The 17,524-nt window shown below is 57.7% G+C and carries 15 protein-coding genes; 11 read left to right on the forward strand and 4 right to left on the reverse strand.

Annotation, left to right across the window (positions count from 1 at the left end):
* Positions 1-179 precede the first annotated feature (179 nt).
* Genes B0G80_RS39235 through B0G80_RS39245 form a run of 3 tightly spaced genes read right to left on the reverse strand, consistent with a single transcriptional unit; the run spans position 180 to position 2,914 of the window.
* Entirely contained in the window at positions 180-1,043 is an 864-nt protein-coding gene (locus B0G80_RS39235) for an ABC transporter permease (protein WP_116122971.1), read from the reverse strand.
* Between the two features lie 16 nt (positions 1,044-1,059).
* On the reverse strand, positions 1,060-1,854 hold the full coding sequence (locus B0G80_RS39240; RefSeq protein ID WP_012425936.1) for an ABC transporter ATP-binding protein: 795 nt from the start codon (positions 1,852-1,854) through the stop codon (positions 1,060-1,062).
* A gap of 40 nt (positions 1,855-1,894) precedes the next feature.
* Positions 1,895-2,914 (reverse strand): ABC transporter substrate-binding protein, encoded by a 1,020-nt coding sequence (locus tag B0G80_RS39245; protein WP_106278713.1) that lies wholly within the window; start codon positions 2,912-2,914, stop codon positions 1,895-1,897.
* Between the two features lie 249 nt (positions 2,915-3,163).
* On the opposite strand from B0G80_RS39245, the gene B0G80_RS39250 reads away from it, so the two are divergent.
* The 5 genes from B0G80_RS39250 to B0G80_RS39270 all read left to right on the forward strand — a co-directional run bounded on the left by B0G80_RS39250 (position 3,164) and on the right by B0G80_RS39270 (position 8,592).
* A complete protein-coding gene (locus B0G80_RS39250; RefSeq protein WP_011492737.1) occupies positions 3,164-3,841 on the forward strand; it encodes a response regulator in 678 nt (225 codons plus the stop codon).
* On the forward strand, positions 3,831-5,225 hold the full coding sequence (locus tag B0G80_RS39255) for a sensor histidine kinase (protein WP_116122972.1): 1,395 nt from the start codon (positions 3,831-3,833) through the stop codon (positions 5,223-5,225). Before B0G80_RS39250 ends, B0G80_RS39255 begins: the two co-directional genes overlap by 11 nt.
* Positions 5,226-5,377: 152 nt before the next feature.
* Complete coding sequence (locus tag B0G80_RS39260) at positions 5,378-6,418, forward strand: ABC transporter substrate-binding protein (protein ID WP_116122973.1); 1,041 nt, start codon at positions 5,378-5,380, stop codon at positions 6,416-6,418.
* Between the two features lie 67 nt (positions 6,419-6,485).
* Positions 6,486-7,868 (forward strand): sensor histidine kinase, encoded by a 1,383-nt coding sequence (locus B0G80_RS39265; RefSeq protein ID WP_116122974.1) that lies wholly within the window; start codon positions 6,486-6,488, stop codon positions 7,866-7,868.
* A gap of 25 nt (positions 7,869-7,893) precedes the next feature.
* Positions 7,894-8,592, forward strand: a complete 699-nt coding sequence (locus tag B0G80_RS39270) for a response regulator transcription factor (RefSeq protein ID WP_116122975.1) — start codon at positions 7,894-7,896, stop codon at positions 8,590-8,592.
* A gap of 239 nt (positions 8,593-8,831) precedes the next feature.
* Here the strand turns inward: B0G80_RS39270 and B0G80_RS39275 are convergent, their stop codons facing one another.
* Positions 8,832-9,110, reverse strand: coding sequence for a transposase (locus B0G80_RS39275; protein ID WP_116122976.1), 279 nt, complete (start codon positions 9,108-9,110; stop codon positions 8,832-8,834).
* 456 nt (positions 9,111-9,566) lie between these two features.
* On the opposite strand from B0G80_RS39275, the gene B0G80_RS39280 reads away from it, so the two are divergent.
* The 6 genes from B0G80_RS39280 to B0G80_RS39305 all read left to right on the forward strand — a co-directional run bounded on the left by B0G80_RS39280 (position 9,567) and on the right by B0G80_RS39305 (position 17,298).
* Positions 9,567-10,334: an EAL domain-containing protein gene (locus B0G80_RS39280; RefSeq protein ID WP_258879168.1), complete on the forward strand. Its 768-nt coding sequence runs from the start codon at positions 9,567-9,569 to the stop codon at positions 10,332-10,334.
* Between the two features lie 602 nt (positions 10,335-10,936).
* Positions 10,937-12,316, forward strand: coding sequence for an undecaprenyl-phosphate glucose phosphotransferase (locus tag B0G80_RS39285; RefSeq protein WP_116123902.1), 1,380 nt, complete (start codon positions 10,937-10,939; stop codon positions 12,314-12,316).
* Positions 12,317-12,677: 361 nt separating this feature from the next.
* A complete protein-coding gene (locus B0G80_RS39290; RefSeq protein ID WP_116122978.1) occupies positions 12,678-13,799 on the forward strand; it encodes a glycosyltransferase in 1,122 nt (373 codons plus the stop codon).
* 19 nt (positions 13,800-13,818) lie between these two features.
* Positions 13,819-15,069, forward strand: coding sequence for a lipopolysaccharide biosynthesis protein (locus B0G80_RS39295; protein ID WP_258879169.1), 1,251 nt, complete (start codon positions 13,819-13,821; stop codon positions 15,067-15,069).
* A 7-nt stretch (positions 15,070-15,076) separates the two neighbouring features.
* Positions 15,077-16,273: a capsular biosynthesis protein gene (locus B0G80_RS39300; protein WP_258879170.1), complete on the forward strand. Its 1,197-nt coding sequence runs from the start codon at positions 15,077-15,079 to the stop codon at positions 16,271-16,273.
* A gap of 80 nt (positions 16,274-16,353) precedes the next feature.
* Positions 16,354-17,298 carry a glycosyltransferase gene (locus B0G80_RS39305; protein ID WP_116122980.1) on the forward strand — a complete coding sequence of 315 codons (945 nt, stop codon included), beginning with the start codon at positions 16,354-16,356 and terminating at the stop codon, positions 17,296-17,298.
* The last annotated feature ends 226 nt before the right edge of the window (positions 17,299-17,524 follow it).

Raw genomic sequence — 17,524 nt, forward strand, 5'->3', positions numbered from 1 at the left:
CAAATTCAAGTATTAATCAGCCATCCTGAATGCGCGAATGGCTCTTTGCTTGAAAAAATCCAGCCAGCTTAATTGGGCCTTACTTTAGTCTTTCATTTTGCCCAAAACAAAACGCCGTTCAGCCTGTGACTGAACGGCGTTTTTTAAACGTGAGCTTCTACTCGGCTAATGTCGCTCGCTCAAACCGCGGCGGGCCGCCACTTCAACAGCCGCTGTTCGACCGCAGTCAACAGATAGTCCGCCGCCAGTGCGACCACGGCCAACACAATCATCGCGGCGAACACCCCGCTTGCGTTGAACGCGCCTTGCGCAGTCGAGATCAAGAGCCCGATACCTTGCTTCGAGCCGAGGAATTCGCCGACCACCGCACCGACCAGTGCGAACCCGAAGCTCACGTGCAAGCTCGCGAGAATCCAGCTCAATGCCGACGGGATCACCACCGAGGTCGTCACCTGACGGCGCGACGCGCCGAGAATCTGCGCATTCGCGATCATGTAGCGATCCGCTTCACGCACGCCCTGGAAAGCGTTGGCGAACACGACGAAGAACACCATCACCACCGCCAGCGCCACCTTCGACGCCATGCCCAGTCCCAGTGCAATCACGAACACCGAGCCGAGCACCACGCGCGGAATCGAGTTGGCGATCTTGATGTAAAGACTGAAGACGTCGGAGAGCAGCTTGTTGCGGCCCAGCACGATGCCGCAGAACACACCGGCCACCGAACCGATAATGAAGCCGAGCCCGGTTTCTTCGAGAGTGACCCACACTTGCGTCAGCAGCGGACCTTGCGAAGTGCCGTTCACGAACCAGTCGACGATCTGTTCGAAAATGGCGCTCGGCATCGAGAAGAAGAACGGATCGATCCACTTCAGGCGCGCGGACAGTTCCCAGCCGCCGAGCACGACCACCAGCACGACGATACGCAGTGTGATTACCAGCGCCTGACGTTGCCGGATGCGTTTTTGCGCCACACGTTCGACATGAGCGAGCGAGGCGGCGTCGATGCCCGAGGGCATCATTTGTTGAGGGGTAGTAGACATGTTTGCCGTTCCTTGATTAACCGATCTGCACTTCTTCGCGCAAGTCATGCCAGATGTCGCGCGAAATTTCGATAAAACGCGGCTCGTACCGAATCTCCGAGGTGACCCGCGGACGCGGCAGATCGATTTCATACACCTTCTTCAACGTCGCCGGGCGCGCGGTCAGCACGAATACGCGGTCGGCGAGTGCAATCGCTTCTTCCAGATCGTGCGTGACGAACACCACTGAGCCGGCGCCGCCCCACAGTTGCAGCAGTTCGTCCTGCATCAGCGTGCGGGTCTGCATGTCGAGCGCGGAGAACGGCTCGTCCATCAGCAGGATTTCCGGCTTGTTGATAAAGGTCTGCGCGAGCGCCACGCGCTTTCTCATACCACCGGACAGTTGATGCGGATAGTGTTTGCCGAACTTGTCGAGGCCCACCCGACGCAGCCATTCGTTGGCTTCGTCGTACGCGGCGGATTTCGAACGGCCGCGATACAGCGGACCCGCGGCGACGTTGTCGAGCACCGAACGCCATGGGAATACGGCGTCGGCCTGAAAGACGAAACCGATACGCGGATCGATGCCGTCCACCGGCGCGCCCATCACGCGAACTTCGCCCGTGGTGGGCTTCAGCAGGCCGGTAATCATGCTGAGCGTGGTGGACTTGCCGCAACCCGTGGGTCCGACCACGGCGACGAATTCGCCGCGCGCCACCGACATGCTGAAGTCGCGCAACGCGATCGTCGCCTTGCCATCAGGGGAGATGAAACGGCACGACACATTGCGCATCTCGATCGCTGGCGTGTCGCGTGACAAAGGTTGGTTCATCGGCTGGTGCCTCGTTGTTCTCGGGATGTTGAAAAAGGCGCTATTTCGCCGCCGTCTTGACCGGCGCCGACACGTAGTCGTTGGTGTAAGTCTTGGCGAGGTCGATATGCTTACCCTTCACTGAAGGATTGAACGCCGACAGCACTTTCAGCACGGTATCCGGACCGTCGGCGGGCATCTTGCCGTCTTTCGTGAACATTGGCAGCGACGCCTTCAGCGCGCCGACGTACAGGTCTTTGTTGTTGCCGTAGTAGTCCTTCGGCATCTTCGCGGCGATCTCTTCGGCGCTATGTGTCGCGATGAAGTTCAGCGTCTTTGCGAAAGCGTGCGAGAGCTTCGCGGCGTCGTCTTTGTGCGACTCAGCCCACGCGCGCTGAACGTAGAAGCTCGAAGCCGGATAGGTGCCGCCGAGCGCGGCACGCGTGCCTTCCAGCGTGCGCATGTCGACCAGCACCTTGGCGTCGCCGGTCTTCAGCAACTGCGAGACGGTCGGCTCGGTCGTCATGCCGGCGTCGATACGGCTCTGCTTGATTGCCGCAATAAAGCTGTTGTCCGCGCCAACAGGCAGCAGCGTGTATTGCGTGGACGGCACGCCCGCACGTTGTGCGAGGTATTGCGTGAGGAAGCTGGTCGACGAACCGAGCCCCGTCACGCCGAGCGTTTTGCCCTTCGCGTCGGCCATGCTCTTGAAACTGTCCGCAGCCTTGGTGGACACCATTTCCACTTCGCCCGGCACCTGGCCGAAGATCACCAGCGCCTGGACCTCCTTGCCCTTGCTTTGCAGGTCGATGGTGTGGTCGTAGAAGCCCACCACGCCTTGCACCGCGCCCGCGAGCAGTTCGTTTTCCGCATCGACGCCGGCCGGCTGCGAGAGGATTTCGACGTCGAGGCCTTCGTCCTTGAAGTAGCCGAGTTGCTCCGTCAGCTTGGCGGGCAGATAGATGATCTTGGTGGCGCCGCCGACCATGATCGTGAGCTTTTCCGCGTGAGCGGCGGCCGAAGCGGCCGCAAGGGTGAACGCAACACCTGATACAGCGGCAATCTGGCGCAAGGTACGCATGAAGCAGTCTCCTTAGGTTTGGTCGCCGCTGGGTGCTGCATGCGGCGCTTTCTGGGTGAATGACGGCGATTATAGAAATTGGAAACCTTCTGGCAGCTTTCGGGGGGGTGGCCAAATCATGGGTGTTAACCCGTAACGTTCCCCCGAGCCTGCCTAAAACGTCGCGACGGTTCCCGCACAACACACAGCACGCGCGCAAACCCCTTTTTTTACGGCACAATCGACGGCCTGACTTTTGCCGTTCCCGCCATGAAGCTGCTGCTGATCGAAGACAACCCCACGCTGGCGCACTGGCTCGCGAAGATGCTGGAGCAGGAGGCGTTCGCGCTCGACGCCGTGCAGGACGGCGACGCCGCCGACCAGCTTCTGCGCACCAATCACTACGACGTGATCCTGCTCGACCTGAATCTGCCCAAGCTGTCGGGCAAGAACGTGCTGCGCCGTCTGCGTCAGCGCGGCGACGCGACGCCGGTGCTGATTCTGACGGCGAGCGGTTCGATCGACGAAAAGGTAGAACTGCTCGGCGCCGGCGCGGACGATTACCTCGTCAAGCCGTTCGAAGTGCGCGAGTTGATCGCGCGGATCAAGGTGGCGATCCGCAGGCAGTCACCTTCCAAGGCGAGCGAAGTGGTGTGCGGCGATCTCGCGTTCGACATCGACACGCGGCAGTTCACGCTGAAGGGTGCGCCGCTGAACGTCACGCCACGCGAGCGTTCGGTACTCGAAACGTTGATCCTGCGTCTGGGCAAAACCGTCACGAAGCCGGCGCTGGTCGACGCGATCTTCACGCTCGCCGACGAGCCGAGTGAAGATGCCGTCGAAATCTACATCTCGCGTCTGCGCAAGAAACTCGACGGCAGTTCGGCGGCGATCGTCACGTTGCGCGGTCTCGGTTATCTGCTGCGCAAGAAAGAAGATGACCAATAGTCTGCGCATGCGCCTGCTGTGGTGGCTGCTGGTGCCGCTCGCGTTGTACGTGTTCGTGACCGGCAAGGCCGAATATGACAATGCGCGGCGCACGGCGGATCTGGTGCAGGACAATCAGTTGATTTCATCGGCGCGCATGATCGCGGGCGAAGTGGAATGGGTGGACGGCTTTCTGCGTGTGGATGTGCCGCCCGCCGCGCTCGAAGTATTCGTCTCTCCCTACCGCGACCAGGTGTTCTACAGCGTGCAGGTGGACGATGGACGCCTGCTCGCGGGAATCCCCGATTTCCCCGCGCGTCCGGCGCAGGCAGCCGATACGCCGGATCACTACGACACCCGTCTGCAAGGCCACAATGTGCGCGCGGCCGGGCTCGTGCGTCTCATGTACGACAACGGCGCGACGCGCCGCGTGCGCGTGACGGTCGGCAAAACCGTGCGCTCGCGTGACGCCATGGCTCAGCAATTGTGGCAACCGCAACTCGTGCGGCAAATCGAAATGATCGTGCTGGCGGTCGCGCTGGTTTGCATCGGTCTCACTTTCGAGTTACGGCCTCTGATGAAAGTGAAAGAGGAGGTGGCGGATCGCGACCCGATGCAGCTGGAGCCGATTCGCGTCGAGCGTCTGCACACCGAGTTGCGGCCGATCGTGGAAGCGATCAATCAATGCATCGCGCGGCTCGGCGTGCAGGTGGCCGCGCAACGCCGCTTTATCGCCGACGCCGCACATCAGTTGCGCACGCCGCTCACTTTGCTCGGCACGCAATTGCAGTTCGCGCGGCAACAGGACGACTTGAACCCCGCGCTCGACGAAGCGCTGGCCGCCATGCATCGCAGTAATCGTTCGATGGTGGGTCTCACGAACAAGCTGCTTCTGCTTGCGCAGGCCGAGGCCGCCGACAACACGCAACTCGCCGTGGAAACGGTGGACCTGGTGCCGCTCGCGTTGGAAGTCGTGGAGGACCTCGCGTTGCTCGCGCAGGCCAGAGACATTGATCTAGGCGCCGAGCTGAACGGTGCCGCGCCGGTGGCGGGGCATCGCGGGCTATTGCAGGCGTTGATTGCCAATCTCGCGGAGAACGCGATCCGCTATACGGGCAGCGGCGGCCATGTCACCGTGGGCGTGAGCGCCGACGCCGATACGGTCACCGTAAGCGTGCTGGACGATGGTCCCGGCATTCCGGCCGAATCGCGCAGCCGCGTGTTCGAGCCGTTCTTCCGGGCGTCGGCGGATACGGAGGGCACCGGCCTGGGCCTCGCCATCGTGCGTGAAATCGCGGACGCCCACCACGGCGAGATCGCGCTCAAGCCGGGCGAGGGCGGCAAAGGCGTGCACATCAGTGTGACGTTTCCGCGAGCCGCGGCAGAGCGTTTTAAAGCAGGTTAGAGCCGTTACTTCAGCACGACTCAGGACAAACCCGCAGTTAGGGCGGCAAAGCCATTGGCGAAAGCTTCGAGAAGGCTTCGCGTGCCTAGAATTTTTGCAGGCGGTCCCTCAGGCGCCCACCGCGGATGCGGAAAACAACGGAGACATCCACCATGCCTCATGCTGTGACGCGCGTTGCGCGCGCCGTCCACGCCGCCGTCGCGGCGTCGCTCACGATCTTGCTGCTCGCCCAACCGGCAGCGCACGCGCAGGCGGACTCGCCCGAAAAAACCGTCATCATGGTGGGCGGCATTACCAAGCTCATCTATCTGCCCGTACGCCTCACCGAACAGCTAGGCTACTTCCAGGCAGAGGGGCTCGACGTCGAACTGCAATCGCAGCCGGCGGGCGTCGATGCGGAAAACGAATTGCTCGCGGGCGGTGTGCAGGCCGTGGTCGGTTTCTACGATCACGCGATCGACCTGCAAGCCAAGGGTAAGGAAGTCAAGGCGATCGTTGTGTTCGGCCAGGTTCCCGGCGAAGTGGAGATGGTCGCGACCAGGGCGGCCGGTTCGATCAAAAGCATGGCCGACGTGAAGGGTAAAACGCTCGGCGTGACGGGGCTCGGCTCGTCGACCAACTTTCTCACGCAGTACCTGGCCAGCCTCAAAGGTGTGCCGCGTTCACAATACACGGTGCTGCCAGTGGGCGCGGACAACAGCTTTATCGCCGCGATCCGGCAAGGGCGGATCGACGCCGGCATGACCACCGAGCCGACCGTCTCGCAGTTGCTCAAATCCGGTGAGGCCAGGGTGCTGGTGGACATGCGCAATGTCGAAGGCACGCGCGCCGCGCTCGGAGGAACGTATCCGGCATCGAGCCTGTATGTGCAGAGCGCGTGGCTCGACAGGCATCCGCAAGAGGCGGCCAAACTCGCACGCGCGTTTGTGAAGACGTTGCGATATCTGAATACACATAGCGCGGACGAGATCGCCGCGAAAATGCCGAAAGACTACATCGGCAATGAGAAGGCGCTCTATGCGAGCGCGTTGAAGGCCACGCTGCCCATGTACACCGCCGACGGCAAGATGCCCGCCGACGGGCCGGAAACGGTGCTCAAGGTGCTGGCGGGTTTCAACCCGTCGGTGAAGGGTCGTCATATCGATCTGTCGAGGACGTTCACTAATCAGTTCGTCAATGAAGTGAAGCCGTAAAGGCGGAAGCTGGGCGTGTCTCTCTCGACGAGGCGCGCCGGCATCCTTTAGAGAGGGGCGACGCATCGTGTTTTCAGGCAGCTTGCGCGGACGCTTGCTGTGGTGGCTACTGCTGCCACTGGCGGCGTTCGTTTCCATTTCCGGTGTGATCTCTTACCGCAATGCGCAGACCACGGCGGATCTCGTGCAGGACAATGCGTTGCTCTCGTCCATGCGCATCATCGGCGAGGATATCGATTGGGACAACGGCAATGTCTCGATCCAGATTCCGCCGGCTGCGCTGGAGCTGTTCGAGTCGCCGGAACAGGACAGCGTGTTCTATCGTATCGAGGCGAGCGGCCAGCGCCTGGTAGCCGGCAGTCTGGAGTTGCCACTGCCGCCGCACACCGGTGACAACCCAACGCTCTACGTCACCCGTCTTGAAGATGGCCGCATCGTGCGCGCCGCTGCCTACGTCCGGCAACTTTACGACACGGGGCGTACGGAGGAAGTCATCGTCGCGGTTGCAAAAACCGAAGGCTCGCGAGACGCGATGGTATGGCGTCTGCTGCGTCCGCAGCTATTCGGCGAGGTGCTCACGCTCGTGCTCGCGATGGTGTTCGTGTACCTCGGACTGACTTTCGAGTTGCGTCCCCTGATGAAAGTGAAAGACGACGTCGCCGATCGCAATCCGTCGCAGCTACAGCCAATACGTGTTGCGCGCTTGCATGTCGAACTAAGGCCGATTGTCGATGCAATCAACCAGTGCATCGCGCGCATGGGTCAGCAGGCCGCGACTCAGCGGCAATTCATTTCCGATGCCGCGCACCAGATGCGCACGCCGCTCACGCTACTGGTGGCGCAAATCCAGTTCGCGCGCCAGCGTGAGAACCACGACGCGCCACTCGCCGAGGCGCTGGCGGGCATGCACAAGAGCAGCCGCAAGCTGACCACCTTAACCAACAAACTTCTGCTGCTGGCGCAGGCCGAGTCCGCCGCGCCCGTGGGTGCGTGCGAACGCGTCGATCTCAGTGCGTTGATTGCAGGTGTTCTTGAGGAGTTGATTGCATTTGCGCAGTCTCGTGAAATCGATCTGGGCGCCGAGCTGGAAGACGGAATGATCGTTACCGGCGACGAGGCATTGACCGCCGCGCTCGTCACCAATCTCGTCGACAACGCGCTGCGTTATACCCAGCCGGGCGGCCGCGTGACCGTGCAGACCGAGCGCCGTGACGACATGGCTATCGTGCGTGTGATCGACAATGGACCGGGTATCAAGGCCGAGGCGCGGGCGCGGGTGTTCGAACGCTTCTATCGCGCGTCGAGTCACGCAGACGGCACGGGCCTCGGCCTGCCGATCGTGCGGGAGATTGCCCATCGCCAGGGTGGCACCGTCACGCTCGAATCCGGCGCGGATGGTATTGGCCTTGTCGCCACGGTGGGAATGCAAATATGGACTGCCGCCACATGATGCGCGACTACATGAGGGAAGAACAATGAAACTGCTGCTTGTGGAAGACGATGCGGAACTTGCGCGCTGGGTGATGAACCTGATGCAGGTCGAGCAGTTTGTGATCGACTGGGCAGAGAACGGCGAACAGGCCGAGACGCTGCTCGGCCTGCAATGCTACGACGCTGTGTTGCTCGATTTGCGCTTGCCCGGCATTGGCGGCAAGGATGTGCTCGCGTGGCTGCGTCGCAAACGCGACAACGTGCCGGTGCTCATGCTGACCGCGAATGGCTCGACCGACGACAAGGTCGCCTGCTTTTCCGCCGGCGCCGACGACTATGTCGTCAAACCCTTCGACGCACGCGAACTGCTGGCGCGCATCAAGGCGTTGATCCGCCGTCAGGCGGCCGGCGACAAGGGCCAGTCGATCGAGTGTGGCGACTTGCGCTATCTGTTCGACTCGCGTGAATTCATGCTGCAAAGCGAGCCTTTGCCGTTGCGTCGGCGTGAACATGCCATTCTCGAGACGTTGATGCTGAAACAGGGCAAGACAGTCTCCAAGGCGACGCTAATGGACAAAGTCTTCACACTCGACGACGAACCGAGCGCCGATGCAATCGATATTTATATCCACCGTTTGCGCAAGCATCTCGCGGCGTCAAGCGCGAAGATCATGACTTTGCGTGGGCTTGGCTACATTCTGCGTGAAGAAGAACCGCGCGAAGCGTTTGCTGTTGCGTTGTAGCGGTTCAAGGGCGAATTGAATTGCCTGACTGTACATTGTCAATGCCTTGCGTTTAGTGTTTTCACCGAGGCCGAGAGCTTTTTTATTGGGCGGCGGTGCTGGTCACGTTCGCGCTGGTCACGTGGGCCGGCGATCTCGCAACCGGGGCGCTGGGAGCTGGTTTTGTCATCGGTGTGACCCGCTAGATCGCGCCTCGCTTCCCCGTCGTTACGGGGTTTGGGCAAATGAAAACGTATTAATCAAACGTTCGAAATATCCGCATCGTGCAGAGGAAGGCGCTCGTTCACCTGTTCCAGCACGCCGGTCTTCTTCCACGCCATGTACCTGAGATAGCAAGTCTGTTGCGGCGGGAAAGTCGCAGGAAGTCTGTGCCATTTTTCTTTTCGTTGTTGCAGCCAGAGTATCGCGTTGAGGATGTCGCGATCGCTGCGGCGAGGCCGTCCACGTGTTGATGAAAGCACTGGGAAGAGACTCTGGACGCGAGCCCAATTGGCGTCTGAAAGGGGAATTTCTAGCATCGGACTGGTCTGAGTACTGTGTGGGTGTTATTAGTTTTACATGCTGCTGTTGACGGTGATACTAGTCAATCTATTTCACTCGGTCAAATTGTCTTGCTGAATGTCTTTGCACACAATCACGTGGTGAGCGAAGCAGCGTAACGTCACGCGGAATGCTACGTTACGCACAGGTTCACGCAAACGTTTGGCGAAGCAGATTCGCCCTACTGCGGAATTTGTTCTTTTCCTCGAGAACGCTTGTGCGGCATGGTTCTCTGTTCTTCTTCCCCTTCTCTTTGCGCATTGAGCCAGGTACTTGGCACGACATGTGCATACGTTGACGGGGTTGGATAACACATTTCCGCCATGTACACGCTCGACTATGCACAACCCGAACCGTCTGCAAACATATTGGACTCACGCATCGACCGTGTTGCGCACAATGACGCGGCTACTTCCGGCGATGCTTCCTTGGGCGTGAGCGAATTCGAAAAGCGCGTCGGCGACGGACTGCGTGCGGGAGAATTCCATCTCGTGTTTCAAGGCGCCTATCGCGCCGCGAGTGGCGTATTGGCGCGCCTTGAAGCGCAAGTTCGATGGACGCATCCGGACTACGGCTTATTGCTGCCGGGCATTTTCATGATGCCGCTCGAACATCCGAACGTTGCGCGCGAGATGGTCGCTTTCGTCGTGAACGACGTGTGCCGTGAATTACGCGGCGCTCTCGTCGCGAAGCTGCCGGTGCAGCCGGTCGCGATCACGGTGCCTGCTCAAGTGGCGCTGCTCGATTCTTTCGCAGAGGAACTCATGCGAGTCGCCGATTTGTATGGCGTGCCGGCTTCTCTACTTGAAATTGAAGTTACCGATAGCGCGGAAGCAGCAAAGTTATTGTCTTTGCGTACGTTGACCGAGGGTCTTCGGGAAACAGGTGTCGGTCTTTCGATAGGCAAGTGGGGTAATGGCGCATCGTCGCTCGCATTGCTCGGGTCGCTCGATGTAGACGCCGTCGTTGTCGCGCGCGAGTTGATGGCGACAGTGCCGGGCGATAAGCGCGGCGCGGCGGTGATGAGCGCGATCATGGACCTGCTGCATGCACTCGATGTGCGAGTGGTGGTGAGCGGCGTGGATACTCAAGAACAGTTTCAGTGGGTGAGCCGGTGGCCCGACGCGTTGGTGCAGGGGTTCTGGTTCGCGCGTCCGCAGGCTGGGTTGGGGAGTGTGTTGGCGCTACGGCAGAAAGGGTGACAAGCGCTCGCGACGTTACGTAACGTCGCGGGGTGCATTGCAATCTAACCGAGGTCGGCAGACAGTTCATCGTGATGATCTTATCTCAACAGATCAAGCGTGGACGCGCTCTTCAAGGAGTAGCCGCTGACAATTACAAGAATATAAATGCAATTGGCACGCATGGTGCTTTATAGGTTGCGCGCTGTCCGAATAGCGCAGGAAGTAGAGACATAAGTTGCAGAGAATTCTGTTTCAAACGATCGCCTGATCGGGGGTTATCAGGCGGTCTTCTCAACGCAGAGCGATGCGGTCTTCCACCGAAGAGCGCGCTGTGGTTGCGGCGTGTCGTTGTGTCCAGATCGAGTTGGATGCGCAAGGCATGTCGAAAAATCCCCCGTTTTTATTTGCGTTTAATCGGCCGGCGCGTCGCGCGGCGTGTTGGGCGAAACCACATTGGCCGCGCCGGGGTGCTGTTGTCGCGAATAACGTGTGATGGACGTAGAGACATGAGAACCGCTGAGGCCAACACAGGTTCAGGGGCTCTATATAAACGTTTGGCGTGTGAGACCAGCGCGGGGATAAAAATGGATACGGCGAATTTCAGGCCACAGATAACGACGATATCGGGGTTGCAAAGCCCGATCGCGCGTTTGCTCGACGTGATGCTAGTCGTGCTGGGTGCGTTGGCTGCGGCGCAAGTGCGCTTCGGAGATCTTGCGCCAGGTCGGATCGATAGCGGGTTCGTTACATTCGCAGCGGCTTCTACGCTGGTCCTGTTTCCAGTGCTTGGCGTCTATGGTTCATGGCGCGGACGTGCCATGTGGCGGTTGATTGGACAGGTATCGCTGGCGTGGCTCATGGTTCAGGGTTGCAGCCTCGTGTTGACGTTCTCGCTGCATCGTACGGACTACGTGTCACGCCTTTGGTTCGCGTATTGGACTGCGCTGAGTGGTGGCGCGCTGATCGTCTCGCGCGTTGTCGTGCATGTCGTGTTGGACCGAATTCGCAATGCGGGTCTTAACTTGCGCAGCGTCGCTGTGGTCGGATGCGGCGCCCATTGCCAGCAGGTGGTACGCAATATCGAAGGTTCGCCGTCTAGCGGCTTTCGTGCGGTCGCGGCATTCGATCTGCGGCCGATAGTAGGAGTCGTCGGTTCGGGCGTGCCGGTTTTTGACGACATCGACAAATTTTCTGCGTACGTCAGATCCTACTGTGTGCAGGAATTGTGGCTCGCACTGCCATTGTCTGAGGAACAGGCCATCTCGCGTTTCGTGAGCGAGTTCCGCGACGATCTTGTGAACGTGCGCTTTGTGCCGGACATGCGCAGCGTCGCCCTTTTTGATAGCGACGTGATCGATTTGATCGGCATGCCAGCTATCAATCTGGTGGCGTCACCTCTGCCAGAACGCGAGTTGTTGAAGAAAGAGATATTCGATCGCGTATTCGCCGTGCTGGCGCTCATTGCACTCGCGCCGCTGTTGATTGTCATTGCTACCGCGGTCAAGTTGTCGTCGCGCGGCCCGGTGTTCTTCACACAGAAGCGTAAGGGCGCGGACGGTCGGATCTTCAGGATCTACAAATTTCGCTCAATGCGCTCCCATGCAGTTGAGTCAGGTGTCGTCAAGCAGGCCACGAAGGGTGATCCGCGAATTACGCGAGTCGGGGCGTTTCTCAGACGCACAAGTCTTGATGAGCTTCCGCAATTCTTCAATGTGCTTTGCGGGGACATGTCGGTCGTCGGACCGCGGCCGCATGCTATCGAACACGATGAGCTGTATCAGAAAGTGGTCAACGGATATATCCACCGTTACCGCATCAAGCCAGGTATCACTGGATGGGCGCAGATCAACGGATTCCGCGGGGAAACGGATCGGATCGAGAAGATGCAAGGGCGTGTTGAACACGATCTGTATTACCTGCGTAACTGGTCATTCGGCCTCGACATAAGGATTGTCGTCGTGACGATTGCTAAGGGCTTCGTCCATAGCAACGCGTATTGACGGACTCGTAACAACAAAACGTGACCACAACATTGCACGGACAAATACCGCTATCGGCTCGAATAGGAGTGGTCATGCAGCTTCAATGGCATTGTGCGCGTCGGCGTTCGCGGCGGAACCCGCGCTAAACGGGGCACCGTCAGGTTGTTGCCGTATGTCGAGCTTTCCGGCGGGCGAGCTAACTTTCGATGATGGCGGCGCGCAGTTCCAGGTCTCCGGATCAAGCCCCGGATAGCTACGCCGACGCGAGAGCCGTGCTCGGCATGTGGCGGAGACGCTTTAAAGGGTTATCACGTCCAGAGACGTTGATATGTGGATGGCGAAATGACAAGAACGAGAGGGGGCGGCTGGGGGCCGGGATATGAAAATACTGCATGCCGCAGAGACCATAAAAGGCGGGGTAGCCACTGTTATGCGTCAACTTATACTGGCGCACGTCAACGAACAGGATGTAAGTAGAATCTCATGCCTTGTTCCGGCGCACCATCGAGATGAACTCCCGTCCCTTGGCGCGGACACCATCCACTGCTTTGAACGTTCTGGTCGAAACGTCATTTCGCTGTGGCGTTTCCTGACAGCTTTTGTCGCCGTAGTTTTAAGGGAACGCCCTGATGTGGTTCACCTTCACAGTTCGTTCGCCGGTGTTGTCGGGCGCATATGCCTGATTCCTCTCGCTGTGGTCGTGCGCCCGAAGGTCGTCTATTGCCCCCACGCCTTTCCGTTCCTGATAAAAACATCGAAGTCTTGGCTGCTGATGTACAGAACCGTGGAAAACCTGCTCGCGTTTTTTACGGATGTGATCATTTGCGTTAGCCAGCATGAACGGCAGTTGGCGCTCTGTGGGGGGATGAAAGCGAAAAAGTTGATCGTGGTGCACAACGGAATACAGCTTCCGAAGCAATTGCGAGAACTTCGTTCGTGCGAGACGGAATCTCCGCTTCAGTTGCTGTTTGTCGGTCGCTTCGACTGGCAAAAGGGTTTCGACGTACTTCTGTCCGCAATGAATCTATTGGAAGACTATCCAGTGGAGTTGGTCGCCGTAGGTGAACCAGTAAATGGCGCGGTTGCTCCTGTTCCTCAGAAGAACGTCAGATATTTGGGTTGGCTTGATGCCGAAAGTCTGGGCCCTGTCTTTGCGGCAGCACATGTTCTGGTTGTGCCAAGCCGGTGGGAAGGTTTCGCGATGGTGCCACTCGAGGGTATGAGTCACGGGCTGCCCATTATTGCGAGCGACTGTTCGTCGCTGCCAGAGGTTGTCGTCAACGGTGTAACGGGGTGTCTTTTCCCGGTCGAGGACAGCCAGGCTCTGGCCGATTGCATTCTGGGCGGAACGAAGGAAGAGTGGATAACAATGGGCGCAAACGGGTTGGCGAAATTCTTCAATGAGTTCACTGCCTCCCGAATGACCAATTCGACGTTGAATATCTATCGCAGTCTACTCGGTCGGCAAGAGGCTGTTTACGGTCTGTCCAAACTCTCATAGACGCACTTGGAATCAGAAGGTGGACAAGCGAATGGTCAGGATCAAAGACTCGCTGATTTCGATGAGCGGCGTTGTTACGGCGCAGCTTCTGTTGTTTGTAAGCATTGTGTTGCTGGGCCGGGAGCGCGGTCCAGAGATTCTCGGGCAATTCAACGGCTCAGTCGCGCTAGGTACTTTGGCGGGAACACTACTGGCATTGCGTTACGAATTAGCCTGTCTGTCTGACAGATCGGAAGTCTCTTTCCAGTCGCTGGTTCACGTACTCGCGTTGGGTGCGGCCGTCGCTACGGCAGTTGCCGCAATCTTGCTGGCGTACGGGCGATATCATTTGCTTCTGGTCGAACTGTATGCGTTCGCCACCTTCATATTTAACCTGGCTGCGGCATATCTGAACAGCCTGAAACGCTATGGATTAATTGCGGTAGCAAGAATAGCGGTGAATGCCGGGTTGCTCATGTGTGTGGCCAGTCCGCTTCGGGGCTGGCTCAAGGTGGAGCCATTTTTCGCCTATGCAATCGTCAATACCGTTATGGGGCTGTTGGCATTGACCGCAACACTATACAACGGACGGTCGAAGGGTTATCGGGTCGCATTCGATCCGAAATTCTATTCTGTGAACCGTCGATTTGCTGCGTATATCCTTCCCGCGACTGTCTTCGGGTCGGTTATGACCTACGCATTAGCTATTGCCGTCCCGTCGTGGTACGGCGCGGAGGAAGCTGGTTATTTCGCGCTGGCATTCCGGTTGGGCTTTTCTCCGGTATCGCTTGTCGGTCAAAGCATCGGCGGAGTATTTCGAAGGGATGCGCTCGGTGCAGTCCGTGCGAATTCGGATGGGAACGAGTTAGTCCAGGTCTATCGAACCTATGCGCGGGGCTTGATCGCGGTCAGCCTGGGATACGCGTTCCTTGCTTTCGTTTTCTTCGACCCGATCGTTGCGCTGTTCCTTGGAGCGAAGTGGAAAGGCGCCACACCGTTCTTTTATTTCCTGATCCCGCTGTTTTGCGTGCAGATTTTGTATGTTCCACTTTCGCAGGTTTTTCTGACGGTGCGAAAGCAGAAGCTGGATTTCTCATTCCAATTGTGGTCAGGCAGCGTCTTGATTGCCACGCTATACGCGACGCATGTTTTGAACTTATCTGCCGTCGTCAGCGTGGCGACATTTTCGTTCGCAGGGGCGATCGTCACGGCATGGGGTGTGACGGTAACCGCTCGGGCTGCGAGCCCCAGGACTTCAGGATACCGGGCCGTGTTGGATTGTCTGACTTGACGGGGGGATGATGATCGTCGTAGTTATCGATTCGATGGAGAGATGTTACTTTTTCTTGCGGCTGGTGGAGAACCTGAGAAGTGGCCACCAGTTCTATTTTCTTACGACAGAGCCGCTTGCTCACGCCTTCGCTGTTCTGTCCAATATTCAGTCGGTATTCGTGCGTCGCAAGGCTCTGAAGTTGGAGAACTCTGCGCAGCGCGCGGAAGATGGCTATTGGAAAAATGCTATCGAAGTTCTCAATGGACACATCTCGCTGCCTCAAGCGAGAAAGGATGCCGCTGCAATCGAAGACGCGATGGCAAAGATCGTCAAGTCAGGTGACGTATCCCGGTGTCTGATCTGGAATGGCCAGCAGCTACTCGGGCGAGCCGTTACCGAGGTATGCAATCGGCACGGTGTCGAAACCATCTTCCTGGAAATTTCGAACCTGCCGTCCAAACTGTTTGTGGATCGAGAAGGGGTGAATGCGCTCTCGTCAATTGCATCCTTCCCGCATCGACTCGACGCTCTTCCGTTGCCGTCGATGGACACCCACGAGGCCTGGTTTCGACGGTATGAGCAATCAAAAAGAGAGCCACTGCCTCAGTCGCGGTTCCGGCTGAACAGGAAACTGATTTCGGCGATTAATCTGCTTATAAAAGTCGTTGGGCGCGGGGCCGTGCTCAACACATCCAATGTTCTGAAGTTAAGCAACGCCGCCCCGACAATTCCAGGATCGAAATGTTACTCCTGCGATGAATTGGCAAAGCGCATCTACGTATTTCTTCCCCTGCAGGTCTCAGGGGATACGCAGATAAAACTTCATTCCGACGTGACGAATATAGAAGCGATTCGTCAGGCCGTGGGGTCTGCCAGGAAGATGGGCGCGGAGCTGCTCGTCAAAGTTCATCCTGCCGAGACTGATCGAGGCGAATTGCGGCAAATCTGCGATTTACGCTCAAAACTGAATTTCGATATTGTCTCTTCCGCGACCCTAGATCTCGTAAGGAATGCGCATTCGGTCGTGACTATCAATTCAACCGTAGGTTTGGAGGCCTTGATGTACGACAAGAAGGTAATTACGTTAGGACGATGCTTCTATCGGGATTTCGATGGCGACCGGCTAAAGAAGTACATTCATTATTTTCTGGTGGACGGTATCGATTATTTCGGGAGCGGCGCAGTTTCGGCGGGTGCGGCGAGGGCTCTGTTAGATCGATAAGGCAATTTATATGCCGCGTCTTTGTCGAGATCAAGATTTTTCGGCATTGAAAGTAATTCAATATTAGAAGGTCGTTGAAAATGATCCATGCTTCACCTGCTAGCAAGGCTATATTTATAGTTCACCCGGGTAAGGCGAATTATCCTGAGATAGCCGCATATACCTCGTATTTTGGTGACCTCGGATTCCACGTTATGTCGGGCAGCGAGCGGGATTATGCGAAAATTCCAAAGGATGCGCGAAAGCGCACTGTGGTCTGGTGCATCATGGGATTCTACCCCACGAAATTCGATGCAAGGTTTGTGATTCACGATTATCGGTCTCTGTCGGTAGGCCGATGCGCAAGTCTAAAGGATCGGGTGAAGCGACATCTCCAGACCATGCCCGCGCTGCGCATCTTTCAGACGGCAGAAATGGAAATGATCATGGGTTTCAGTGACGGCGGAAAAAGCGTAATTCTTCCAATGGGCGTTCCTGACTGGATTTTCGGCATGAACGAGGAGACGATTGCAGACGATGTACCGTCGGGGACGTTCTGTTACATAGGTGAAATTTCGCGCGAAAGAGGATTCGATTCTTTTCTCGATGGGTTTTGTCGTTTTCGGAAATCTGATGAAACGTTGGTTCTCGTGGGCAATGCTGAAAAGTGTATTGTTGAGCGCTTCAAAGACGCGCCCGGGGTGATATTTGCCGGTCGTTTGCCTCAACGCGATGCGTTGGCGGTAGTTCGGAAAAGCCGCTTCGCTGTATCGACGATTCCGAGCGGCCGTCCATATAATGTTCAGGCGCCGACGAAGTTGCTGGAATATGCTGCGTTAGGAAAATCGATTGTGTGCAATGACTCGCGTTCCAACATCGATGTGATAAGAAAATTCGGCATTAATTGTTTGATCACTGGGTCGACAGTTTTTGACAGATTAGATCGTGAAAGATTGAATTCCACTCTGCCGAACGATCCCAGTAAACTGCGCATGCTGCGCTGGAATGAAATCATTCGACGGGCAGATATTGAATGCATGCTTTAAGAAAAAATTCGGTGGTATTGACCCGATAACACGGAACTGTTTCGCGCGGCGGCCAGGCACCATTGCCCCTCAACCACGTCCGCAATCGCCCTTGTTACGCCGCGCGTAACGTTACGTGTTCCGTCAAAGCACGGAGCAACGAGCCCGAGCAGTCCATCCTATCGGCATTTCCCGACGATTTTAAATTGGCACACTTAGTGCTTAATCTTAGCTGTCTGTTTGATGG

Origin of the sequence: Paraburkholderia sp. BL6669N2, assembly GCF_003387275.1 — a bacterium.
In the GTDB taxonomy this organism is placed as follows: Bacteria; Pseudomonadota; Gammaproteobacteria; order Burkholderiales; family Burkholderiaceae; genus Paraburkholderia.